We start from the raw sequence: 23,972 nt of genomic DNA on the forward strand, positions 1-23,972 counted from the left end.
GTTGTTTTAATCTCTTTTTATAATATCTCTTTGAACATTTCGATCGTTTCTTCTTTTGTTGGTAAATATGGATTTGCCCCAGCACAAGCATCTAGTAAAGAATTTTCCGCTAATTTATCCAAATCAACTTCATTCACACCTAGCTCAGATAGTTTTTCTGGAATTCCGACTTCCTTAGATAATGCTTTGATTTGGTCGATTACGTAATCTGCACACTCTTGATCTGATTTACCTTCGATAGTCATACCAATTACTTCTGCAATTCGACGGAAGCGCTCTGGTACCACCTTGGCATTTTCACGCTCAACAATTGGTAATAACATCGCGTTACAAACGCCGTGAGGAAGATCATACAAGCCGCCTAATTGGTGAGCCATCGCATGAACATAACCTAGCCCAGCATTGTTGAAGGCCATTCCCGCTAGGAAAATAGCATAGACCATGTTCTCGCGCGCATCCAGATTATGACCATCTTTTACGGCAGTTGAAAGATTTTCAAAAATCAATTTAACAGCAGCCTCTGCCATCACATCTGTAACTTGATATGCACCAGGAGTTACTAAAGCTTCGATTGAATGAGTTAACGCATCAATACCTGTTGCAGCAGTTAAATCCGCAGGTTTATCCACCATCAACTCTGGATCATTGACCGACATAGTTGCCAAACTATTTTTATCGATCATAATCATTTTTACACCGCGAGCTTCGTCTGTAATCACGTAGTTGATCGTAATTTCAGCAGAAGTTCCAGCTGTAGTATTAATTGCGACAACGGGCAAGGCTTTTTCAGTTGTTTTATGCATACCTTCGTAATCTTGCATCTTGCCTCCATTAGTAGCTAAAATAGCAATCCCACTTGCAGCATCCTGCGGTGATCCTCCACCAAGTGAAATAATGAAATCACAATTGTTTTCTTTCAATAAAGCTAGTCCTTCATCAACACTTGCTACAGTCGGATTGGCCTTTACGTTATCAAAGACGATGTAATCAACACCGATTTTATCCAATGGTTTTGTGACCTTAGGTAAAATATCACTACCACTTAAAAACTTATCAGTAACAAGTAGAGCTTTCTTAAATCCTAGATTTTGAATATGCTCACCAATATTGTTGATACATCCTCTGCCCATAATATTCGTTGATGGTACATAAAAAACGTGTTCTGTCATGTTGTTGCCTCCTATTTTAGTTAGTTTTACCTAAATATTTTTGTAAGAAAAACTGCTTTTTCAGCAGCTCCCCTATTATTCTAAGTTGGCGTGTCTTGGGAACATCGTATCAGTTGTTTCATCAACTAATTCCATCAGAGCCATAATCATCGCATCGTAAATCAAGAAACTTAATTGCTCGTAAGACGATCCCATTGGTTGAACAGACTTTCCAACTAAGTCTTCATCTTCTACTTTTGGCGAAGCACCTGGAAGAACAAATTTAACGTCTGCCATTTGACCAATTGTTGAGTCTGGATTAATTGTATTTAAAGCAATTTTAACGCCATTTTTCTTAGCCTTTTCTGCCATTGCAACCAAACTTTGCGTTTCACCTGAACCAGAGCCAATGATTAGCAAATCACCTTCATGTGCACTCGTCGTTGTAATATCTCCAACGACACTCACATCAAACCCTAAATGCATCATCCGATTAGAGAAAGCTCGAATGGCTAGACCAGAACGACCGGCACCGGCTACAAACACTTTTTTTGCCTTTGGAATCAGTTCAACAAACTCGTTTAACTGATCGCCATCCACTTTACCTAAATTGATCGATAATTCTTTCAAAATCAACTCTGTGTTTTTTTTCACATTCATCATTATGCTTCCCCCTATTTAATTGCTTCAGCAATCAACCGTGCTTCTTTTACAGGATCATCCGCATTTAGAATTCCGCTACCTACGATCACAATATCTGGATTTAATGCTTTATATTCCCCAATCGTTTTACTGCTAATTCCACCAGCTACTGCTACTTTTACATTCTTCACGTGTTTTTTCATTTCAGTCAGATCTTCCAAAGGTGTACGCCCAGCTGCTTGTTGATCCGCTCCAGTATGGACAGCAATCACATCAACACCTAAACTTTCTACGACTGGTACACGTGTCGCAAGGTCATCTACACAGATCATATCTACCATGATTTGACGATTTTGCTTTTTCGCTTCTTCTACACATCCTTTGATGGTCAAGTCGTCTGTTACACCAAGAACCGTCACATACTCAGCTCCAGCATCAAATGCAAGCTCTGATTCGTATGCCCCAGCATCCATGATTTTCGCATCACATAAAACGTCTAACTGAGGGAATTTCGCTTTGATTTGGCGAACTGCCTCACGTCCTGCATCGATCACAAAAGGTGTTCCTACTTCTACGATGTCCACATATTCCGCTAACTCTTCCAGTTGTACCAGTGCTTGTTCTAAGTTTAATTCGTCGATCGCTAATTGTAATTTCATTTTCTACCCCTACCTTTTATATTCTTTAATAATTGTTTGGAACAATTTTGAACCCGGATCAATTTTACCGAACTTCTCTAGTGCTTTTTCTACTCCATTTGCTGAGATCTTAGCTTCAAGTTCAGCAGCTTGTTCATCCGCTGGATTCTTGAATTTCAATAATGCTGCAATACATTTAGCTAATGCTGTATTAGGTAGTCCTAATTCCTCTAACTGAACAGCCGGTGCAACCAATCTGTCTGTTGGATCAAGCTTTCTTAACGGTGAACGTCCCACTCTTAAAACATCATCCATAACGAATGTAGCTGAGAAACGAACCAATGATTCTTGGATTTTCTTCTCTAATTCTTCTTCAGAAAAACCATATTTCTTTTCTAACAACTTAGCTGATTCGCGCATCGCTTCAGTAGCAACACTTCTTACTTCCTCATCTTTAATCGCATCTTGAACTGTTGGATAACCCTTCACGAAGCCTAGATAAGCTAACGCAGCGTGCCCACAATTGACGATGTATAGTTTTCTTTCTAAGTGTGGTTGTAATTCTTCTGCATAAGTCGCTCCCTTAATTGGTTCTTTTCTCAACAAGGGTTTTGCCTCAATGACTAACTCGAATGCAGAGTCAATCTCAACACAACTTTTCCCGCCAACTACTTTTCCTAGAGCAAGTCGGTCCACTGAGGTATTCGCAAATTTTGCGATCTCAGTTAATACATCTTCATTTAACTCTTTTAAAAGTAGGTCTTTCAGAATATTTGTTGCGAACAAAGCATTCTCACATGCAATAACATTCACCGGTGAAAGTCCCCTGTTATGACGAACATGCAATCCTTTCGCTAATACAGGCGCAATTTTTGGCAGATTATCCGCCCAGACGGATGTCGTAATTAAGTCTGCTTCACAAATTGCTTCAATAACTTTTTGTTCCTCCGTTAATGAGCTGACCGCTTTGATATCGTTAATGACCACACGACGATTGTCTTCATTAAGAATGAATAACTCGTAGTATTTATCTTGATTCAGTTGACGAACAACTTTATCAGTCACTTCAACAAAAGTAATGCTGTAACCGCTCTTGTGTAAAAGATCTCCGATGAATCCTCGTCCAATATTACCTGCTCCGAAATGTAATGCTTTCACGCTAGATCACTCCTTCAAATAGTTCTGAAATTTCTTTTTCAGATTGTGCGTTTACTAATTTATCAATGTTTTCTTCTTCGCCTAATAATCCAGCAATTTTTGAAAGTATTTCTAAATGTTCATCATTTTTTCCTGCAATCCCAATTAGTAATTTTGCTTCCTTATCTGGTCCGAAGGAAACGCCTTGGGGAACTTGAATAAATGAGATGCCAGAATGTTTGATGTATTGTTGAGACCCATCTACTCCGTGAGGGATTGCAACATGACTCCCAATATATGTTGACACTACTTCCTCTCGTTGTAGCATGCTATTAATGTATTCAGGCTCAACATAATTATTGTCTAAAAGCACCTTACCTGCAGCTCGAATCGCTTCCTCCTTATCACTTAAGGAGACATTTAACTTGATATTTTCTAATGGAAAAACTTGTTTCATCTTCTTTCACCTCTACAATATTTTTTCAGTAACGTAATTTTTGATTCGTTCACCTAATAATTCTCGTAATTCTTTTTCTTCTGTTTGTTCAAACATCTGAATTGATTCTGGCGTCTCAATAATCAGCATTGTGATCATACTCAGTAAATCAGCAACAATATCCTCATCTTTTTTAGGTGAAACGACTAGTATAACGCTGGTTACTTCCATCAGCTCTTTTTCCATAGAGGAGAAAACAAGATTCTTTTCTAAATCGAAAACTAAAAACAAAGGTGCTTCCACTTTGTTTGTTTGACAATGGATGTAGCCTAAACGTGTATTTGGTATCCCAAAATAGGATTCCAACTTTGCTTGCTCTGCGTAATTCACTAATAGATAGGGATCATCTGTATGGCCCTTTTCAACTAAATAATTACCTAAAGTCTGAAGAATCGGTAAATTGTTGGCTTCAGGATTTATTTTTGCTGTATGGAAATTTTTTAAGACATCACTACTATATTTTGCGACTAAGCTCAACTCATCCAGAACCTCGGGAAGTTCATATACATTCAATGGCTTCCGTGGTACCAGTAATTCTTTTCTATGCAGTTTGCTGAATCGAATGGTTTCAAGAATCTTCTTTACTTCTCGAAGTTCCTTTTTATTCAGCAATGGTGATACCATCACATAGTCTTGAGGTTCCAAAGGTAATGAAACGGTAGAGAAAATGATATCGTACTCTTCAAGATCTTCTTTTGTTAGTTTTAAGAAACTCACAATTTTTTTAATCTCTATTTCGGGAATTTCCCTTATCAAACGATTGGCCAGCATTTTTGATGACCCCATCCCACTAGAACAAACAACTAGAGCAGTGATGGATTTATCCAATACTTTATCCAAAGCAACAGCAAAATGTAGAACCAAAAAACCAATTTCATCTTCTGGGAAACGATCATTTTCAAAGACATACTCAGCAGCAACTTTTATAGTTGAAAATAACTTCTCGTAACTTTTACGAATCTCTTTAATCATCGGATTTTTTATCGTGATACCACTTCTGATTCTCGCCAATGTTCTATCCAAGTGTTCAAATAAAGCTTTTTGTAAGTGAGCATCTGTACGCAAGCGGCACCCCATTGTTGTTTCAACAAATACGATAAAATCGTGAACTTTGTTAACTAAATCAATTTCTGGAACTTCTTCGGAGAGCTCAGTACTTTGAAAATTATTATTGATTGAAACTAACCATTCTAAGTACACTTCTTCATTTTCATTCAGTTGAATATCGAACTCTTTTTCAATTAAACTCTTAAGTTCATTGTATAGATCGACAGCGGTATCTTTTCTTTTTACGATATTATCAAGATAGTAATTGTTGGTTGTATTCCAATCTAAACGTCTAATCATGATTGAAACTAAAAACACATAGTCTTGAAACATCGTATCTGGAACATGAAGCTTATATTCTTGAAATAGTTTTTCTAAAATACGGAATGTTTTCTCAACAATCGAGAAGTAACCTAGATCACTCAACATTTTGAAGTAGATAGATGTACTTTTCTCTTCATCGATCCAACGGACTAAATCCACAAAAGAAATATGATCTCTGAAAATGTTTGATAACAGAACCCTTTTCTTTGTTTCTGAACCGGTTATTAGAAAACCATCTCCTTTTTTTGTCGTTAGATCTAAATCATAAAAAGCCAAGTCTTTTCTAATTTGCTGGAAATCATTTCGAATTGATTGAATAGATACATTTAAGAGTTCTGAAAAATATTGAGCCTTAACATAATCCTGTTCGTGAAGTAAATAAAACTGAATCGCATTGATTCGATCTTCTGTAGTCAACTCAAATTCTCGATCACTCTTCTCGAACAAGGCTTCTAATTCTTTTAATTGCTCTTTCGTACCAGACAGTTTCATCCCTTGACCAGAAATGTTTTCAATAACTAGACCTTGTTTTTCGATAATTGAATACACTTCCTCCAATTGTCGATAGATTGTTCGATCCGTTACATTCAATTGTTCTGCTAATTCCTGCACAGAAACATAACTATTCAGTTTTTCCATCAGCAGTAATAAAATCCCTTTTGTCCGAGAAGTAATGATCATTATTGTCACCTACTATTCATCTTTTAATTTCTTGATGATTGCATCATATTCAGCTGCATCCATAAATGCGGTTAATGTTAAATATTGAATATTGGGTTTATCTTTATTATTCTCCATTGCGCGATCCAATAAATCTTTATGTGTAATCACTAAATCAGCATCATCTGGAATATTATTAATAGATTTATTGATGACTTCCATATCGAGCATGGCTTTGTTGACTTTCGTTTTCAGCATGGAGGCTCCCATCGCACTGGAACCCATTCCTGCATCACAAGCAACAACGATTTTATGAATTTTACTTGGATCAATTTCCCCTACCGCTTTTGAACCGTTTGCTAAGCTTGCAGATACGTGATCTAGAGCAGCCCCATCATTGATTGGACCAACTTCTGTCTCGATCAGCTCCTCTGCATCATCCACCATCGTCTTATCTCGCTTCAATAGGAACCCGGCAATCAGGAAGGAGACACCCATTCCTGCAAAGTAACCAAGTATATTTACAATAAAACTACCCTTCGGCGTCATCAATAAGAAGGCTATGATACTACCTGGAGATGGTACAGCAACAGTTCCGCCACCAAAGAATTGGAAAATTGTTAATGAAGTCATACTTCCGAAAATTGGTGCTAAAACCAGAATTGGTTTCATCAAAATATATGGGAAGTAAACTTCAGCAATACCACCGAACATAACGATAATTGTTGATGCAGGCGCCGTTTTCTTTGCAACTCCTTTTCCAAAGAAACAGAATGCTAACATAACTCCTACTAGTGGACCACTATTTCCTTCAACTAAGAATAAAATTGATTTCCCAGCTTCAACTACTTGTTCAATACCCAATGGAGACATAATTCCGTGGTTGATTGCATTATTCAAGAATAATACTTGAGCCGGAGCTACGAAAATACTTGTTAACGGAATCAAGTTCATATCAACAAACCAATTGACTCCTGCTGACAATGCACTTAGGATTACATTGAAAATTGGCTCAATTGCTATCAATCCTAATACCATTAGGATTCCACCAACAATTCCGATAGAGAAATTGTCGACTAACATTTCTAATCCAGGTTTTACTTTTCCATCATATAATTTGTCTACTTTACGAATGATTACTGCGGCGACAGGTCCCATGACCATCGCACCCATCAGCATCGGCATATCAGAGCCAATAATAATTCCCATTGTTGCAACTGCTCCAATAACTCCTCCACGACGATCATAAACATTTGCACCAGCAGTATAAGCAATTAATAATGGCAACAAGTATTTGATTGTTGGATCAACCAACTGACCTAAAACAGCATTTGGAAACCACCCAGTAGGAATGAATAGAGCTGTAATAAGGCCCCAAGCGATAAATGCCCCAATATTAGGCATAATCATTGAACTTAGCATTCCCCCGAATTTTTGGACTTTTGTTTTCCAATCAACCCTTTGATTTGACACGGATGCATTACCTTCCATTAATGTCTCCTCCTTGAAATTTTATATTTAGTTGTATAAGCGCTTTCTACACTTTAATAATAAAGTGTATAGCGGTTACAGTCTATCTTTCATAGTACTAACTTTTTCAAAACTAAGTTTGACATTTTTGTGCTTAAACCTTTTTAAAAAAAGACAGGCAAAATTAAGCTGCTGAGGAGGTATTATTAAAAGCAAAAAAAGGGAGGAAAAACTCCTCCCAAATGGTATTATCTTTTATTCAAGATTAACTTTAATTGCTCACTTTTATTATCCTTTTCCCATTCGAACTCATTTGAATTTCTAAAGTGACCATAAACTGAGGTTGATTTGAATATCGGTGTTCTTAACCTTAATTCGGTTATGATCCCTTTCGGGGAAAGATCAAATAATTGTAGAACTGCTAACTTTAATAAATCTTCAGAAATAGAACTCGTTCCAAACGTCTCAATATCAATTGCGACAGGCTCCTCATAACCAATTGCATAAGATAGTGCGACTTGACATCGCTTCGCTATGCCCGCTGATACAATATTCTTGGCAACATAACGAGCCATATACGCTCCAGACCGATCGACTTTCGTTCCGTCTTTGCCTGAAAAAGCACCTCCGCCATGTGGTATCACCCCGCCATAGGTATCAACAACAATCTTTCGTCCAGTCAATCCTGTGTCACCAAATGGCCCGCCAACTACAAATCTTCCAGTTGGATTAATTAAATACCGTGTTTCTTCTCGCAACAACCGGGTTGGAAGAATCGGTTCTATCACCTTTTCCTTCAATTGCTTCCTAAGTTCTTGAATAGTAACTTCTTCTGTGTGTTGAGCAGAGATCACTACATCGGAAATATACAGGGGTAGTTGGTGGTCGTCATACAAAATGGTTACTTGGGCCTTTCCATCAGGTAGTAAAAAAGGCAGCCGCCCCATATGCCTCATTAAATCAAGCTGTCTTGTTAGTGAATGAGCCAAATAGATCGATAAGGGCATTAAGTCTGAAGTTTCATTCGTTGCATATCCATAAACCGTACCTTGATCCCCAGCACCAATGATTCCCGAGCTCTGGCTGACTCCTTGATTAATGTCGGGTGACTGTTGATGCAGATTGGTTAAAACAATACAATTACTTCCATCAATACCAATATCATTGCTGGTATAGCCAACATCTAACATAACCTTTCTTGCAGTCTCTTCGATATCCACGATTGATAAACTGGTTACCTCTCCTGCAATAACTAATAAGTTCTTTGAAACCATACACTCGACTGCAACATGTGATTCAGGATCTCCTTTTAAGTACTCATCTAAAATTGCATCTGAAATCTGATCGCATAATTTATCAGGATGTCCTTGTGTAACTGATTCGGATGTTAAATAATTCATCACTGAATCCTCCTTACTCATCAAAAGTATCAATGATGCCGACAATTGTGGCATCAATTGGTGCATCTGGAGTATTGGTTGATACACGAGCAGAGCTTCCTTTAACGACCAACACAAACTCACCTTTACCAGCTCCAACTAAATCTACAGCAACAATCTCTTCAATTCTTTCCATAGTACTACGTTGGATCAACTCAACAATCATCAATTTATATCCCGTAAGAGCTGCTTCTTTTTGGGTAGAAACAACATTTCCAATTACCTTTCCTATATACACTCAATCATCTTCTTTCTAAAATAGTTCACTTAACATCGCAATCCCTATAGGTGTTACATAACGTGGATAAAGAGGTTTTTCAGTAGGTATAGAAGTTATTCTTTCAAATACCTCTTCAAAATGCGGCAGCATAGTAGCCCCACCAACTAAGTAAAGCTGATCGACTGGCTTTCCATAATCCTTTAAGAATCTATCAGTAATGGTCGCCATCTTTTCTACAACGGGACGCAAAATTTGAAAATTTTGTTCATAGTGCGAAGAATCACGCTTAATTGTCTCACCCTCAGCTAAGTCGATTTGGTAACTACCAGCCAGAACTAAACTCATATGATGACCACCGGTGGGTTCATCAGCTGAGTAAACATGATTTCCTTCTTCAAAAATACTAATGCCCGTTGTTCCTCCACCAATATCGATAACTGCCCCATCTTTTACGCTCAAAACCGCAGCTGCTGCTTCTGGCTCATCTAAGATGCTTGTGCTTTCCATTTCCGCAGCTTCAATTACATGTCCAACTGCTGATTTATTCTTTCCTAGTGTTTGAGGAGGGATAGCGCCAGCAGCTGATAAGATCGGACGATTTATCCAAGCTTCGGCCTGGTTTTTTAAGCGTCTAACAATTTGAACGGTTTCAGAAAAATTAACAATTAACCCATCCTGAATCACATGAGCTTCCTCAGTAAGGCATAGGATTGGAAAGTTCTTTTCATTTAATATGACTAAGACAATTGAAGAAGTGCCTAAATCAATTCCAACCTTTATTTTTTCGTCCTTAGCTAACTTTGCGCAAGGTTGGTTTACCATGTTATTCACTGAAGTTAGTAGTTCGTTTGCTGGAAGTAATAGCTGTGTCATAAATTTCCCCTCTTTCTTGTCCTTAATAATAAACAGAAAATTTCTATTCATTATTGAGGACAAGAAATGCCCTCAATACTTTTACAGTTTTGGTAAAATAGTCTCAACATCTGTATGTGGTCGTGGGATCACATGTACTGATACGACTTCACCTACATTAGCAGCTGCTGCTGAGCCAGCGTCTGTCGCTGATTTAACAGCACCAACATCACCTCTGACTAGAACTGTAACCAACCCTGATCCAATTTGCTGATAACCAACAAGTTGAACATTGGCAGATTTTACCATTGCATCTGCTGCCTCAACCGCTCCAATAAATCCTTTTGTCTCAACCATTCCTAATGCATCATTCATTATTTTTCCTCCTCAGCGCTACTTTGATTTCTTTTTAGATTTCTTTTGATTTGATGATTTCTGCTTATTATTTTCAGGCTCTTTCTTTACTTCTGGTTCCTTATCGATTTTCTTTTCGGGTTCAGGAGCCTTTTCTTCAACTGTTGTTGGCTCAGTTACAACTGGAGTAGGTGTTTCATCTAACTCCTTCTTTCGTTCTTCAAGAAAAATATCATCGATTGGTCTAGGGATAACCTTACTAGCAACAAGACTATTTTTCTGAATGGCCAATTGTTTGCCACAATCAACCGCTGCATTAACTGCTCCTACGTCGCCATAGACTTTAACAGTCATCCAGCCATTTCCCTTCGTTCTAGTCATTTCACCCAAACGAACATTTGCTGCTTTTACCATTGCATCCGCAATTTCAATTGCAACAACAAGTCCATAAACTTCGACCATTCCTAAAGATTCTCTTCTCAATTTTTCTCCTCCTTTCCAAACACTGACTCTCCTAATTCTTTTATCAATAAATAGTTGAAATAACGCTGCTTCACTGTTGCATAATGTCTTTTTGCTTTTTCGTTAGAAAAATCAAGAGAGTTATATCTTGATTGCTTTTGTAAAAAAGAAGAAAACGATTCAAAAGTTGGCTCTTTACTATAAAGATTCAGATTCCTGTCAGAATAGGTATATAGCGGCCAAAATCCGCTTGAAACTGCTTCTTTACTACTTTCAACAGCAGAAAGACTACTTTTGTTCATGACACAAGGGCTATACGCAATAACTATTGAGGGACCAGAATACTCTTCTGCAGATTTTAAAACCTTTAAGGTATGAGAAGGATGTGCAAACAAAGATACTTGGGCAACAAATACTTCGCCATACTGCATCGCGTAAAGACCAAAATCTTTCCTATTTTGCTTATTTCCATTCGACGCAAATTTTACTTTCGCTCCTAATGGTGTCCCTTTAGATAACTGCCCTCCAGTATTCGCATAACCTTCATTGTCTAGTATGAGAATATTGCAATCCTGTCCACTAGCAATCAGATGATCCAAACCGCCAAAATCTATATCATAAGCCCACCCGTCTCCACCAATTAGCCAGTGTGTTCGTTTGACCAAATAACCTTTAAGGGCAACTATTTTTTGCAGCAATACATCCTTCGAAGACTCAGTCAATTCTATAAATTGTTGAATTGCAGATAGATTCTTTCCTTCTAACTTAAGTAAATCTTCCGCAGTTTTGCGAATCGTTAGTGGATAGTTGCCTTCTGATATAACTTTCCTTAACAAATCATAAACTTGTTTCTGTCGAATCATGAATCCCTGTTCTATCCCTAATCCAAAAGCACTATTATTTTCAAATAGCGAGCTTGACCAAACAGGACCCATTCCATTCTTATTTTGATAGAAAGCTGAAAATGGTGAACTGGCGGACCAAATGGAAGAACACCCTGTCGCGTTAGTAATACTTAACCTTTCACCGAATAACTGTGTTAACAACTTGACATAAGGTGTCTCACCACAACCAGCACAAGCACCTGAATACTTAAGTAATGGTTCTACAAACTGGCTTTCTCGTACACCAAGATTTTGCTTAATCACTTGGTTATCATTAATCACCACAGCTTTTTGCCACTGTTCTTTTTTTTCTTTAAACAATTTGGCAGTTGCTTCCTTCATGCTAAGAGCATTTTTTGATCGCGCAGGGCATGCTTCGACACATAGCTGGCACCCTGTACACTTCTCTGGGTCAACCAAAACTCTGTAATCAAGATTTTGCTTTCCTTTATAGTCACCCTTATCTTTCTCAGTTCCATTAACAAACGGTCTGATCGCTCCATGTGGACAAACCAACGAACAAATATTACATTGTCGGCAATTTTCTAGTTCCCAACAAGGAAGTGTTTCAGTAGGCGGAGTGACCATCGAAGTGCTATATCCCAATGGGATCGAACCATCGACCATTCCATTTTTCAGCAAATCACAAGTAGAAATAGTATTTCCTAATTGTTTCTGAATTGGCGATACAATCGAATGCTGAAAATCTGGAACTGGTCCATTGAAATCATCCACTTCTAGCTTTCCCCAGTCCCCATCGATTGAGTACTTTCTCATCATTGATATACTCAGGTCAATCGAATCAAAAACAGCCTGACGATAGTCTTGGTTTTCCATATAGTCGTGTCTCAATAAAAATCTTTTATACTTTTCGATCCCGTTATCATTTGGTAAAAAACTTGTTAATACAAGTAGATTTGCCATCATTAAAGGACTTATTTTGGGTCCCAACTGAAATTTGCGCGCTATCTGGTTCGCATCAAAAATATAAAGCGAGACTCTTTTTTCAGCTAACATATACTTAGTTACATCAGATAAATGTTTAGAAAGATGCTGCTCACTGAAAGTCGTATTCAAAATCAATTTCCCACTAGTTTTCAATCGTTCTAAACTCTGAGCTTGTTTGAGATAGGTCAAATCATTACAGACGAGATAATCTACTCGCTGCTCTTCATCCATCCCTTTCATCTTCTTATCACTGAATAATAAGCGTGCAGTGGTTCGCCCACGTGATTTAGTAGCTGGAAAATGAAAATCGCCCTTAACGTCCATCGTTGTCTCTTCACCAATTAAATGAAGAAAATCTTTTTCCGCTGACATCGCTCCATCTGAACCAACCCCTAGAATTTCAATTCCTATAGATGAATCATCCACATTTTCTGGTGTGAACTGCGGTAAAGAAAGCTTAGTGACGTCATCATTGATTCCTATCGTGAACTCTGCTTTCGGATCATGATTTTTCAGTTCATTGAAAACAGCTGCTAATTGACCCATTGAAGTCTGTTTACCACCGATTCCATAACGTCCACCAATCACTTTAATTGGGCGATTTGACTCAGAAATGATTTGTTGAATGTCTAAAAACAACGGTTCGCCTGTCGCTCCCGGTTCTTTCGTCCTATCTAAAACAGCAATCCTTTGAACAGTTTGCGGAATCACTTCTAAAAACTTTTGTTTTGGAAATGGACGATACAAATGGACTATGATTACACCCACTTGTTCGCCTAATCCCGAATAATAGTCGACGGCTCTCTCAGCTGATTCTCTAATCGAGCCCATCATTACAATCACTGAAGTCGCATTAGGACTGCCATAGTAATCAACCGATGAAGCAGTTGTTCCAAATAATGGATTTAATTGTTGAATCGTTTCTTCAACTATTCCTTCCGCCGCAACATAGAAAAGGTTTGCGGCTTCCCTTTGCTGAAAATAGAGTTCCTCTCCCTGAGTCGTGCCACTCATTTTAGGAGAAAAATTTGACAGTCCTTTTTTGAATGAATCCAATTGCCCCTGGTCAACATAGTTCGCTAGCTCTGAATACTCTGGCAATTGGATCTTTCTCAATTCATGACTAGTATCAAATCCATCAAAGAAATGAACCACTGGTAAACGGCATTTTATCGCAACAACATGAGAAACAGCGGCAAATAACGCTGTTTCTTGTACACTGCTGGCTGAGATCATTACTACTCCAGTCTGTCGAACTGCCATTACATCACTGTGATCTCCGTAAATATTCAGCGCACTGGATGCTATTGAGCGAGCAGCAACATGAAAGACTCCAGGCAATAACTCGCCCGCCAGCTTATACATTGCCGGAATCATCAGTAATAACCCCTGTGACGATGTATAAGTTGTTGCTAAAATGCCTGATTTCAGTAACCCATGCATCGAACCAGCAACATTCGCCTCTGAGTTCATCACAAGAATTTCCGGGCTTTCACCGAATATATTTTGCTTACCTTTACTAGACCAACTTTCGGTCAACTCGCTCATTTTAGAGGAAGGAGTTATTGGGAACAGACTAGCCGCCTCAGAAAATGCATAAGACACATAAGCTGCCGCTTGATTGCCATCCATAATCTGTTTCATGTCCTTCTCCTCCTTCTACTTATCCACCAATTTTACAAGGGACGCCAATTCCTTCGACTAACTCACGTAGAATCGTCATTTTGTTTGTGGAAGGAGTGTCTATATCTGCTGCCAGATAGGTCATATCTAAATGTCCATACTTGTTTGATCCATATGGATGATACGGCAACAGATTTACCTTATTCGCTTGAAGTTGTTTCGCAATTAAAGCAATTGCTGCGATATCCTCTGGACTATCATTAAAATCAGGAATAACAGGAATTCTCACGTCTAAAGTAACATTTGGAAAGTCAGCAATCACTTGTGCCGCTTTTAAGATCAAATCATTCGGCTTCCCAATATATTTTTGGTGCTTTACACTGTTCAAGTGTTTGATATCTAGCAAGACAAGATCCGTATAAGGTAAAATCGTCTCTAAGATTTCTTTCTTGGCATAACCCGTTGTCTCAATTGCGGTATGCCACCCTTGTTCTTTACAAGCAGCTAAAAGCGCCGCTGCCATCTTAGGTTGTGCTAAAACTTCACCGCCAGATAAAGTGATTCCACCATTGGATTTTCTGTAGTGAACCTCATCCTTTTTTAGTTCAACGATCAATTGACTAACTGTCATTTCCTGACCTGTTAGAGTCAAAGCGCCGCTAAAACAGACATCAGTACACTTACCACAGTTGATACATTTTTCTCGATCAATTGTAACCTCTGGTGTATAGGAAATGGCGCCTTGAGGACAAACAGGTGCACACATACCACAGCCAATGCAATTTTTTTGAATAACCATCAATTGTTTACTAAAAATTTGGCTTTCAGGATTACAGCACCACTCGCATCGCAAAGGACAACCTTTAAAAAAAACGATTGTACGAATACCTGGTCCATCATGGACAGAAAATCGTTGGATATCAAAAATCATACCGGTCTCTTCTTTTATTGCACTCATTCCATTCACCTCAGTCTTTTACTAGAAGACTTGCTCCGTTCTGGCAATGATATCTTCCTGAATTGACTTGTCTAAAGAAACGAAATGGGCACTGTATCCAGCTACACGTACTACCAAATTCTTATATTTGTCAGGATTTTTTTGTGCGTCCATTAATTTTTCACGACTTACAACGTTGAACTGCACGTGCATACCTTTTTGCTCAAAATAACCACGAACTAATGCTGATAAATTACGTAAGCCTTCCTCTCCTTGCAAAGCTGAAGGATGGAATTTTTGGTTCAGTAAAGTCCCGTTTGACGCAATATGATGATCCAATTTCGCCACGGAATTCAACGCAGCTGTTGGACCACTTTGGTCTCTGCCTGAAGTTGGTGAAACACCATCAGCTAAAGGTTCACCTGCATATCTGCCATCAGCAGAAGCCTTGGTCTCCATTCCGCAGGAAACGTTTGCTGAAACTGGGTATAAACCTGGTTGGAACGTCCCACCACGAGGATTTGTATATTTTTGTACTTCTTCGCAATAAATCAAAGCAACATCACGTACGATTTCATCCACTTCATCATTGTCGTTTCCGAATTTAGGCGCTCCATTGATCAACAATTGACGTACATATTCGCCATCTTTATTTCCTGAAGCAGGAACTGAAGCTGCTGCTGGTACTGCTTGTTGATCATTTAATAATTGTTTCAATAAATCAACTAATTTTTCGCTAGTCAAATTGGTTAGGTCAATATTACTCAAGTTCTCAGCAGATGCTGTTTCAGTAATTGAAGCACCTTGACCGAAGTTGCTGTCTAAGACTTGTTTCAATTCAGCCAATGATAATTTTCCTTCTTCAAAAACGACCTTCTTGATGGCCATTAATGAATCGCCAGCATTTGCGATCCCAACACCTTGTGGTCCAGTAAAGTTATATTGAGCTCCGCCCTCTTGTAAGGATTTACCTTTTTTGATACAGCAATCAACCATTGAAGATAAGAATGGTAATGGAGCACGCTGCCCATGTGCCACATCTACTGAATTATCTGCATTAATCAATAGCTTAACAAAATACTCCATTTGTTTTCTAAACGCATCCTCCAGTTGGTCATAGCTTTGGTAAGAAGCGATATCACCAGTTTGCAGACCGACTTTCTGACCATTTACATACCCATTATTCAAAGTAATTTCTAGTACTTTGGGAATGTTAAAGAATGCCGCATCGTGCCAACCTTCTGTCTTTCCACCAACTTGAGGCTCCACACAACCAATGATTCCGTAATCACGAGCATCTTGTAAATTGATACCACGATTTTCTAAAGCAGGGATGATGACTTCATCACTGTAATATGCGGGCATCCCTAAGCCCATTCGTGAAACATCTCCAGCTTTATGCAGCAAAGCTTCTGGTGTTTTGTTCCATACGCGAATTGAAATTGATGGTTGTGGTAATTTTGTATGCGCCGTTGCAGTTAAGCAAGCATAGGATAAAGGGTTGGTCGCATCGATTCCTTTGGCGTTTTGTCCACCGACAATCAGGTTTTGGAACATTGGATAACCACCAAAAGCTTTCGTTGAGCCTTCATCCCTAATTTTATTCACATCGTTAAACTTCACCCATAAACAGTCCAATAATTCCTGCGCTTGATCTTCGGAAAGCAAACCGCTCTCTACATCCTTTTGATATAAAGGATAAACATATTGGTCAAAGCGCATTGGTGAAATGGAGTGACCATTAGATTCAATTTGAATCACTGCTTGAATGATCCAGAATGATTGTAGTGCTTCATAGAAGCTAGTTGCAGGGTATTCTGGGACTTTACGCAAATTTGTGGCAATTTTTTCCAGCTCATTTTTACGTTGAACATTACTCTCACGGCTCGCTTCTTCCGCTGCTAAGTTCGCTAAACGATTCGCGTAGCAGATCACGGCATCCACAGAAATGATGACTGATTCTAAGAAATGAGATTTAGTTACTGCTTCAGGATCACCATAATCCAAGGCACCTAACTCTGTTTGAGCTTCTTCCTTAATGCCTTTCAACCCAATTTCAAGGACTTTACGGTAATCAACTGAAATATGACCGACCCCGTTGAAATAATAATTTCCAACAGTGAATACGCCTGCATTCATTGCCTCCACCGTTTCAGAGAACATTAATTCTGTTGCTAGCTCATTGGTAGTACGGCCTCTCCAATACTTGAAAGCTTCTGATAGCTCTTGTTTCACCTGATCAGAAATTCTAAATAGATCTCCAGTTCGTTTTTCAATCCGATCAAACTCATCTTCTAACCATTGATTCGAAAACTCAGGAAAAATTTGTGTGCCTCGCGGTGATTTTGTTAAGTTCCCAACGATCAACTCGTCAGGGCGGATAACTAAACTCATATTGCTCAGAATTTTTTGTAACCCTTTCGCACGACGAATAATCATCGGCTGATTTTCAGTTTCCTTATAAGATTCGGTGATCAATAATGCCCGTTCAGACTCAATTCTCGGATCTACTGAATACAAATCATCAATCAATTTATCAATACGTACACTTTTTTCTACCATTTTAAAACTCCTCTCAATTTTCAGTTTCTAATTTTGGAAAATAAGGGACAAGTAATTTGAAATAGACAAAACCCGCAAACACAGCGCCTAAAATCGGGCCAAAAATTGGAACGATTAAACCGTAACCATTGGCACCTAAAGCAGTAGTTCCCCACCCGGAAACTAACGTAAACAATCTAGGACCTAAGTCTCTTGCAGGATTCATGGCGAACCCAGTCAAAGTTCCAAATGCTAAGCCGCAAACAGCAACTGTCAAACCAATTGCCAAAGCTGGCATTCCACCAGTTGGCGCGCCGCCGTTACTTGCATCTGTAACTGAATAAATCACTAGCATCAAAATCATCGTAATCACAAATTCAACGAAGAATGCGTTGATCATGCTAATACCAGCTCCAGCTGAGGTAGCAAAGATACCCGCCGTACCAGCTCCTGAAGCAGTTCCTCGAACAATATCATTAGCCGCCTCATAATTTCCAATCACCGAATGGAACAATAAGAAGACTACCGCCGCTGCTAAGAAGGCTCCAATAACTTGTGCGATTACATATGGTCCTACCTTCTTCCATGAGAACTTGTTCCATACCGCTAGAGAAATCGTCACAGCCGGATTCAAATGGGCTCCAGATACAAAGCCTGCAATATAAATCCCCAAAGTCACACTGATTCCCCAAAGAATAGCAAGTTCCCAATAAGACATCGCTGTATCAGTTGCAACTAAGATCGCAACTGATGCGACACCGATCAAAACAAAGATAAACGTTCCAATTGCTTCACCCAAACACTCACCAAATAATTTGTTCTTCATCGTTTTCTTCTACTCCTTTGTGTATAAGGACAAATAGATTTTCTGCAGAGCTTCTGCATCCACTTCTCTCGGATTCGTCTTTGTGCAATCATCCTTAAGGGCAAATTCTGCAATTTGCTGCGCAGTATTTTGATAATCAGCCTTTGAAATACCAAAACAACTAAAACTTGGTTCAATCTCTAAAGCCTCATTCAATACCTCGATTGCCAAGATTAAATTGTTCGTACCTTCCTCAATTGTACTTGCCGGCAACCCTAAGAGTTTTGCCAAATACTGATATTTTTCTCCTTGTTCATTAGAATTGTAGGCAATCACCTTTGGCAAAAGCAGTGCATTGATCCGTCCATGGGGTAAATGGTGAATCCCTCCAATCGCATGAGCCAAACTGTGATTGATTCCCAAAGAACTATTTGTAAACGCCATGCCTGCCATAGCTGATGCTTCATGCATTCGTTCTCTAGCGTTTAAATTCTCGGGTTCTCTAAAAACCTGTAATAGATTTTCGAAAACTAATTGAACTGTTTTTTCTGCTAAAGCATCTGTGAAAACACTAGCGTCTGTGGATACATAAGCTTCTAATGCATGGGTTAACACATCCATTCCCGTATCTGCTGTAATTTTAGGAGGAACTGTTTTTACCAAATCCACATCTAAAATCGCAATATCTGGAACCAATCGTTGATCGACATATGGTTTTTTATCTTGCCCATTTGTAATCACCGTAAACGAAGTCACTTCACTGCCAGTTCCACTCGTTGAAGGAATAGCGATAAGTTTTGGTTTTTGATATGTCGAAGTCAACTTGTAATTCGCCCAGATCATTCCTTTAGCCGCATCAATCGCAGATCCTCCGCCAATCGCGACTAAGCAATCCGGTTGAAACTGATTCATTTGATAAACACCCTTAGAAATAGTCTCAATCGTCGGATCAGGTGTAATCTCATCAAACAATAAGAAGGTTTTTCCATCGCGTTGAAAAGTTTGGCTGATTTTTTCGACAAAACCTAACTTAACCATCATAGGATCAGCAACAATCATTGCTTTTTTAAAGGTACTTTGATTGAAATAGTCACCAATCGAGGTATCAAAAATTACCTTAGAAAAAATACTAAATTCTTTCACTTCATTTCCTCCTATGAAATCTCAGTCAATTTTTTCAAAGCCGCTTCGATCAGTTGACGTACTTCATTATCAGAAATATCCGCGGAGACATTTATATTCTCAACTTTTTCTGATGGACCTCGTAGGCTTTCCATTGATTTCACACCATATGCCGCTTTTCGAACATTCAGCAAATGTAGAGGAGTAATATTGTCAGACGTTGAACTTCCTCCAACCGCTCCACAGCCTAGCGTCAATGCAGGAGCCAAATTAGTAGTTCCACCAATTCCACCAAGTGCACCTGGCGTGTTAATCAACATTCTAGATACTGGCTTATGCAAAGCGAACTCTTTGATGACTTCTGGATCTTGAGAATGTATACATAAAGTATGTCCTCTTCCCTCAACATTCAGTAATTCAATCGAACGGTTGCATGCATCTAGCCAATTTTCTTCGATATAAAAGGCTAGGATTGGGCAAAGCTTTTCCTTACAATAAGGATTTTCTTTCGAAACCGTTTTTTGTGCTGATACTAGTACTGTAGTCTCACTTGGAACAGGAATCCCGGCCGTTTCAGCAATTGTATTCGCAGTTTTCCCAACAATTTTTGGATTCATCGTACCATTTCCCCGCAAAATGAAGCCTGCTAATATGCGACTTTCATCTTCAGATAGAAAATAAGCTTTGTGTTTTTTCAGCTCTGCTATCACCTGTTGAGAAATTGTTCGTTCCACAACGATTGATTGCTCAGATGCACAAATCACACCGTTGTCAAAAGTTTTACTAGCAATAATATCGGCAACAGCTTGCTCAATATTTGCCGTTCGTTCGATAAAGGCTGGACCATTCCCCGGTCCAACACCAATCGCTGGATTTCCTGAACTATAGGCTGCGCGGACCATTGCCTCGCCTCCTGTCGCCAAAATCATTGCGGTATCCTGATGCTTCATCAATTCTTCCGTGCCTTTAGCAGTCAGAATCGTTAATGACCCAATGATTCCACAAGGTGCGCCAGCTTCTGAAGCTGCTTGTCGAAGAATCTTGACAGTTTCAAGAATCGCTTTTTTTGCACCTGGATGTGGAGAAATCACAATGGCATTACCAGATTTTATGGCGATTAACGCCTTATAAATGGTTGTTGAAGTTGGATTTGTCGAAGGAATCAAACCTGCGATGACACCCATTGGAACAGCGACATCCATAACCTGTTTATCTTTGTCATCTTTCAATATACCAACTGTCTGCATATCCTTGATGCTAGACCAAACAACCTCACTGGCAAATTTATTTTTCAAGGTTTTGTCCCTAACATTACCGAACCCTGTTTCTTCATTCGCCATTTTTGCTAAGTCCACGGCCTTTTCACTGACTTGTTCAGCCATTTTTTTAACAATGGCATCAATTTGTTCTTGAGACATCGCTGCCAATTTTTGCTGTGCATTTTTTGCTGCTTCGATTACCAATCGCGCCTCTTGGATCGACTGTAAATCTTTATCATATTCCATCAGCTACGTCTCCTTTCTTTTGGTATTCACTTAGAAATTCCTTTGCTAAATCCGTCATTCTATTTTCATTAGTCAAATAGAAATTTGGATTCTTTTTTACATCACTCAAAGTTAAAACATGTTTGCTAGTTGAGTTATTCTCTTTTGTATTAATGGTAGTCTTTTCATTAGGAATAAAAAAATTGTCAATAGCTTTTTTCCATTCCAACAAAGATAAACTACAAATCCCGAGACTCTTGATAGTTTGCTCATGTTTATCATAGAGTTTTTGCATCGGTATATTTTGGTCAACCCCTTTAAAACCAGCAAAATCGGTATCCCTTCGCCAACAATGATTGGAGACAATAATTTTTTTCCCCATCAGCATACCTTGATTGAGCAAACTCAATGGTAAGTTATCAGCAATTCCCATAGATAATTTTGCTAAACTATTCCTGGTCAAAAATGGAACTAAGATTAAATCTATCTTCTGCAACTCTTCTTGTGTCTTTTCATCAAACTTGGTTAATAAATCTCCTAATTCTACCCATTTTTTCAAGCCAAAAAGTTCCTCATAAGTTTTAGAGAAGGCAAATTGATATTGAGCATTCGCTTGATACTGTTTGAGAAAGGAATAAATTTGTTTATCCTGTTGATTACTACCAAAACCGACCACAAGAATACGGTAACTTCGTTTATTCAATTGAGACAAAGCTTTCTCTAACAGAATTTTAAATTCTTCCATATCCATCGTTATCACCTCAAACTTCTTTGGTGATTTCGACAAATGCATTCTTATTACTTAACCCTGCTGCGTTTGCTTCATCCATATCCAAATGGCATTCTAACGAAAAATCATCGCTGATTCGAATGATCGTTTCACCAAAAATAGTCGCTCGCTCCCCAATTGTTTTAACGGAAACGGTTTGTCCTTGTGTAACCTCAAAACGCTTCGCATCTTCTGGAGTCATATGAATATGTCGTTTCGCAATGATAATATTTTCTTTCAACTGGATCGAGCCTTTAGGACCAACGATGAATGCCGAACCAGCATTTGTGAGATTCCCTGACTCATTAATTGGTGCATGAACTCCTAATTGAAAGGAATCTGTTCTTGAGATTTCTAATTGTGATTCTTGCCGTTCAGGTCCCAACACTCGAACATTATGAATACTGCCTTTTACACCAACAACTGAGACTGTCTGGTCAGAAGCAAATTGTCCTGGCTGAGATAAGTATTTTTTCGGAACCAGATTAAAGCCCTTTCCGAAGAGCGATTCTATATCCTGCTGACAGAGATGAATGTGACGATTTGAAATTCCAACAGGAATCTGTTTATTTTCTGATTTCTTTTCACTGATCTGATGCAACAACCGCTCAGCGATAATAAGTAATTGTTCATCAGAAAAATCCTGACGATTCATCTGCTTCCTCCTCGATTAAAATAATGTTGGTGTTGATGAAGAAGGCGCTTCTCCACCAAGAGCCTCTAATGATGCCAGACCAACTTCTTGGGCGCTGATTAAGGATTGCTTCACTGCTCCTGAATCTCCCGTGATGGTGACGATGATTTCATTTGAACGAGCTGTTCCCTTGTCCGGACTAGCAAAAGTAACAATATCGACGTTTGCTGTTTTTACAGCTGTATCCGCCATTAACAGTCCAATCGCCGCTGGAGCTCCCACGATAATCCCAAATGATTTTCCAACAGGTGCAGTAAAGCCCATTTCTAATGCTTGACTTGCCCGAGCAGTATAATGTAGCTCAATATGCCCTGCATCATTCCCATAGACATTTCCAAAGTTTCTTTCCACTGCAGACAGAGTAATTTCCACTGCACGACGTGCGTCAGAAACATCCTCCGCCGCAAAGATTATCGTCGCACCATGACCAGCACCACCTTTGGTATCACGTGCCATCTCAATCTTTACAATCTCTGTATTAGTGGCCTTTACTGCTTCATCAGCCGACATGATATGAGGTGCACCACCAGTACGAGCGCTTAAAAACCCGATTGAGCGATACTTTTTATCTAAGCCTAGGTGTTCATGAAGTTGTGTATCGATATTTGCAATCACCATTCCGATAGTATCCCCCATTGCGGTGCCAACAAATTCTGTCAAATGGACCGTTTTGGGTGATGTTTGTGACTCGTTTACCCGTTTTTGAGCTTCAGAGAGCACTCTTCCTAATAATTCTTCGTTCATTTCTTTTCCTCCTACAATTTTTTTCTAAAATCTTTTTTTGAAATATTATTGTTTTTTTAGAATAACTGACTCGATATCAGAGTGTGGTCTTGGAATCACATGAGTTGAAACGACTTCTCCTACTGCATTCGCTGCACTAGCACCAGCATCTACAGCCGCCTTCACTGCTCCAACATCTCCTCGTACAAGCATTGTTACCAAGCCAGATCCAATTTTTTCAGAACCGACTAATTCAACATTTGCTGCCTTAACCATTGCATCAGCTGCCTCAACAGACCCGATAAAACCTCTTGTTTCAATCATTCCTAACGCTTCTTGTCCCATAGTAAATCCTCCTTAAGTATTTTTGTTCACAAATCATTTTACTTGGAAATCGCTTTCAAATATTTCCTCTGCATGACGAATAATTGGACTTCTATGACCAGAAAAAATATAACAGATATGACTTTATATAATAAAAACGCTATCATCACATTCACTTCCCAGTCACATGATTTGCTAAGAAAGTTTGCTATAATAAGGAAAAAGAGCA

Annotated in this window: 22 protein-coding genes; all 22 read right to left on the bottom strand. The window is 38.9% G+C overall.

The annotated features are described in order from the left end of the window. Positions 1-17: 17 nt before the first annotated feature. The gene (locus IGI52_RS07905) at positions 18-1,169 is read right to left on the bottom strand and encodes an iron-containing alcohol dehydrogenase (protein WP_396002797.1); all 1,152 of its coding nucleotides are present in this window, start codon (positions 1,167-1,169) and stop codon (positions 18-20) included. Positions 1,170-1,244: 75 nt separating this feature from the next. Further along, the gene (gene hxlB, locus IGI52_RS07910) at positions 1,245-1,811 is read right to left on the bottom strand and encodes a 6-phospho-3-hexuloisomerase (protein ID WP_438780962.1); all 567 of its coding nucleotides are present in this window, start codon (positions 1,809-1,811) and stop codon (positions 1,245-1,247) included. Positions 1,812-1,822: 11 nt separating this feature from the next. Then, positions 1,823-2,449, bottom strand: a complete 627-nt coding sequence (gene hxlA, locus IGI52_RS07915) for a 3-hexulose-6-phosphate synthase (RefSeq protein ID WP_396002794.1) — start codon at positions 2,447-2,449, stop codon at positions 1,823-1,825. Positions 2,450-2,458: 9 nt separating this feature from the next. Next, the gene (locus IGI52_RS07920; protein WP_438780963.1) at positions 2,459-3,586 is read right to left on the bottom strand and encodes a mannitol-1-phosphate 5-dehydrogenase; all 1,128 of its coding nucleotides are present in this window, start codon (positions 3,584-3,586) and stop codon (positions 2,459-2,461) included. Between the two features lies 1 nt (position 3,587). After that, positions 3,588-4,022 carry a PTS sugar transporter subunit IIA gene (locus IGI52_RS07925; RefSeq protein WP_438780964.1) on the bottom strand — a complete coding sequence of 145 codons (435 nt, stop codon included), beginning with the start codon at positions 4,020-4,022 and terminating at the stop codon, positions 3,588-3,590. A gap of 12 nt (positions 4,023-4,034) precedes the next feature. Beyond that, positions 4,035-6,113, bottom strand: coding sequence for a BglG family transcription antiterminator (locus IGI52_RS07930; RefSeq protein WP_438780965.1), 2,079 nt, complete (start codon positions 6,111-6,113; stop codon positions 4,035-4,037). A 12-nt stretch (positions 6,114-6,125) separates the two neighbouring features. Beyond that, positions 6,126-7,583, bottom strand: coding sequence for a PTS mannitol transporter subunit IICB (locus IGI52_RS07935; RefSeq protein WP_438780966.1), 1,458 nt, complete (start codon positions 7,581-7,583; stop codon positions 6,126-6,128). Positions 7,584-7,810: 227 nt separating this feature from the next. Next, entirely contained in the window at positions 7,811-8,962 is a 1,152-nt protein-coding gene (gene metK, locus IGI52_RS07940; RefSeq protein ID WP_396002789.1) for a methionine adenosyltransferase, read from the bottom strand. Between the two features lie 13 nt (positions 8,963-8,975). Beyond that, positions 8,976-9,239: a EutN/CcmL family microcompartment protein gene (locus IGI52_RS07945; RefSeq protein WP_396002788.1), complete on the bottom strand. Its 264-nt coding sequence runs from the start codon at positions 9,237-9,239 to the stop codon at positions 8,976-8,978. A 15-nt stretch (positions 9,240-9,254) separates the two neighbouring features. After that, on the bottom strand, positions 9,255-10,094 hold the full coding sequence (gene eutJ / locus IGI52_RS07950) for an ethanolamine utilization protein EutJ (protein WP_438780967.1): 840 nt from the start codon (positions 10,092-10,094) through the stop codon (positions 9,255-9,257). An 81-nt stretch (positions 10,095-10,175) separates the two neighbouring features. Then, positions 10,176-10,451, bottom strand: a complete 276-nt coding sequence (pduA, locus tag IGI52_RS07955) for a propanediol utilization microcompartment protein PduA (RefSeq protein ID WP_396002804.1) — start codon at positions 10,449-10,451, stop codon at positions 10,176-10,178. 15 nt (positions 10,452-10,466) lie between these two features. Beyond that, positions 10,467-10,910 (bottom strand): BMC domain-containing protein, encoded by a 444-nt coding sequence (locus IGI52_RS07960; protein ID WP_438780968.1) that lies wholly within the window; start codon positions 10,908-10,910, stop codon positions 10,467-10,469. Further along, the gene (gene nifJ / locus IGI52_RS07965) at positions 10,907-14,365 is read right to left on the bottom strand and encodes a pyruvate:ferredoxin (flavodoxin) oxidoreductase (RefSeq protein WP_438780970.1); all 3,459 of its coding nucleotides are present in this window, start codon (positions 14,363-14,365) and stop codon (positions 10,907-10,909) included. Before nifJ ends, IGI52_RS07960 begins: the two co-directional genes overlap by 4 nt. A 19-nt stretch (positions 14,366-14,384) precedes the next feature. Then, complete coding sequence (locus tag IGI52_RS07970) at positions 14,385-15,302, bottom strand: glycyl-radical enzyme activating protein (protein ID WP_396002784.1); 918 nt, start codon at positions 15,300-15,302, stop codon at positions 14,385-14,387. A 21-nt stretch (positions 15,303-15,323) separates the two neighbouring features. Then, positions 15,324-17,843: a glycyl radical protein gene (locus IGI52_RS07975; RefSeq protein WP_438780971.1), complete on the bottom strand. Its 2,520-nt coding sequence runs from the start codon at positions 17,841-17,843 to the stop codon at positions 15,324-15,326. A gap of 13 nt (positions 17,844-17,856) precedes the next feature. Then, positions 17,857-18,648: an MIP/aquaporin family protein gene (locus IGI52_RS07980; protein WP_396002782.1), complete on the bottom strand. Its 792-nt coding sequence runs from the start codon at positions 18,646-18,648 to the stop codon at positions 17,857-17,859. A 9-nt stretch (positions 18,649-18,657) separates the two neighbouring features. Continuing rightward, the gene (locus IGI52_RS07985; RefSeq protein WP_396002781.1) at positions 18,658-19,770 is read right to left on the bottom strand and encodes a 1-propanol dehydrogenase PduQ; all 1,113 of its coding nucleotides are present in this window, start codon (positions 19,768-19,770) and stop codon (positions 18,658-18,660) included. Between the two features lie 11 nt (positions 19,771-19,781). Beyond that, positions 19,782-21,254 carry an acetaldehyde dehydrogenase (acetylating) gene (locus IGI52_RS07990; protein WP_438780972.1) on the bottom strand — a complete coding sequence of 491 codons (1,473 nt, stop codon included), beginning with the start codon at positions 21,252-21,254 and terminating at the stop codon, positions 19,782-19,784. Further along, positions 21,244-21,984, bottom strand: coding sequence for a hypothetical protein (locus tag IGI52_RS07995; RefSeq protein ID WP_438780973.1), 741 nt, complete (start codon positions 21,982-21,984; stop codon positions 21,244-21,246). The genes IGI52_RS07990 and IGI52_RS07995 overlap by 11 nt, the downstream gene beginning before the upstream one ends. A 10-nt stretch (positions 21,985-21,994) precedes the next feature. After that, positions 21,995-22,657: a phosphate propanoyltransferase gene (locus IGI52_RS08000; protein WP_438780974.1), complete on the bottom strand. Its 663-nt coding sequence runs from the start codon at positions 22,655-22,657 to the stop codon at positions 21,995-21,997. Between the two features lie 15 nt (positions 22,658-22,672). Beyond that, positions 22,673-23,440 (bottom strand): propanediol utilization microcompartment protein PduB, encoded by a 768-nt coding sequence (gene pduB, locus IGI52_RS08005; RefSeq protein WP_396002777.1) that lies wholly within the window; start codon positions 23,438-23,440, stop codon positions 22,673-22,675. A gap of 45 nt (positions 23,441-23,485) precedes the next feature. Then, positions 23,486-23,764, bottom strand: a complete 279-nt coding sequence (locus tag IGI52_RS08010) for a BMC domain-containing protein (protein WP_396002776.1) — start codon at positions 23,762-23,764, stop codon at positions 23,486-23,488. Positions 23,765-23,972: the final 208 nt, after the last annotated feature.

The sequence above is a fragment of the Enterococcus sp. DIV0187 genome (genome assembly GCF_051713785.1).
GTDB lineage: Bacteria > Bacillota > Bacilli > Lactobacillales > Enterococcaceae > Enterococcus_A > Enterococcus_A avium.

Coding starts and splice junctions, on each gene's coding strand:
- IGI52_RS07905 (WP_396002797.1), bottom strand. CDS start 1,169: ATGACAGAACACGTTTTTTATGTACCATCAACGAATATTATGGGCAGA.
- hxlB (WP_438780962.1), bottom strand. CDS start 1,811: ATGATGAATGTGAAAAAAAACACAGAGTTGATTTTGAAAGAATTATCG.
- hxlA (WP_396002794.1), bottom strand. CDS start 2,449: ATGAAATTACAATTAGCGATCGACGAATTAAACTTAGAACAAGCACTG.
- IGI52_RS07925 (WP_438780964.1), bottom strand. CDS start 4,022: ATGAAACAAGTTTTTCCATTAGAAAATATCAAGTTAAATGTCTCCTTA.
- IGI52_RS07930 (WP_438780965.1), bottom strand. CDS start 6,113: ATGATCATTACTTCTCGGACAAAAGGGATTTTATTACTGCTGATGGAA.
- IGI52_RS07935 (WP_438780966.1), bottom strand. CDS start 7,583: ATGGAAGGTAATGCATCCGTGTCAAATCAAAGGGTTGATTGGAAAACA.
- metK (WP_396002789.1), bottom strand. CDS start 8,962: ATGAATTATTTAACATCCGAATCAGTTACACAAGGACATCCTGATAAA.
- eutJ (WP_438780967.1), bottom strand. CDS start 10,094: ATGACACAGCTATTACTTCCAGCAAACGAACTACTAACTTCAGTGAAT.
- nifJ (WP_438780970.1), bottom strand. CDS start 14,365: ATGAAACAGATTATGGATGGCAATCAAGCGGCAGCTTATGTGTCTTAT.
- IGI52_RS07970 (WP_396002784.1), bottom strand. CDS start 15,302: ATGAGTGCAATAAAAGAAGAGACCGGTATGATTTTTGATATCCAACGA.
- IGI52_RS07975 (WP_438780971.1), bottom strand. CDS start 17,843: ATGGTAGAAAAAAGTGTACGTATTGATAAATTGATTGATGATTTGTAT.
- IGI52_RS07980 (WP_396002782.1), bottom strand. CDS start 18,648: ATGAAGAACAAATTATTTGGTGAGTGTTTGGGTGAAGCAATTGGAACG.
- IGI52_RS07990 (WP_438780972.1), bottom strand. CDS start 21,254: ATGGAATATGATAAAGATTTACAGTCGATCCAAGAGGCGCGATTGGTA.
- IGI52_RS07995 (WP_438780973.1), bottom strand. CDS start 21,984: ATGGATATGGAAGAATTTAAAATTCTGTTAGAGAAAGCTTTGTCTCAA.
- IGI52_RS08000 (WP_438780974.1), bottom strand. CDS start 22,657: ATGAATCGTCAGGATTTTTCTGATGAACAATTACTTATTATCGCTGAG.
- pduB (WP_396002777.1), bottom strand. CDS start 23,440: ATGAACGAAGAATTATTAGGAAGAGTGCTCTCTGAAGCTCAAAAACGG.
- IGI52_RS08010 (WP_396002776.1), bottom strand. CDS start 23,764: ATGGGACAAGAAGCGTTAGGAATGATTGAAACAAGAGGTTTTATCGGG.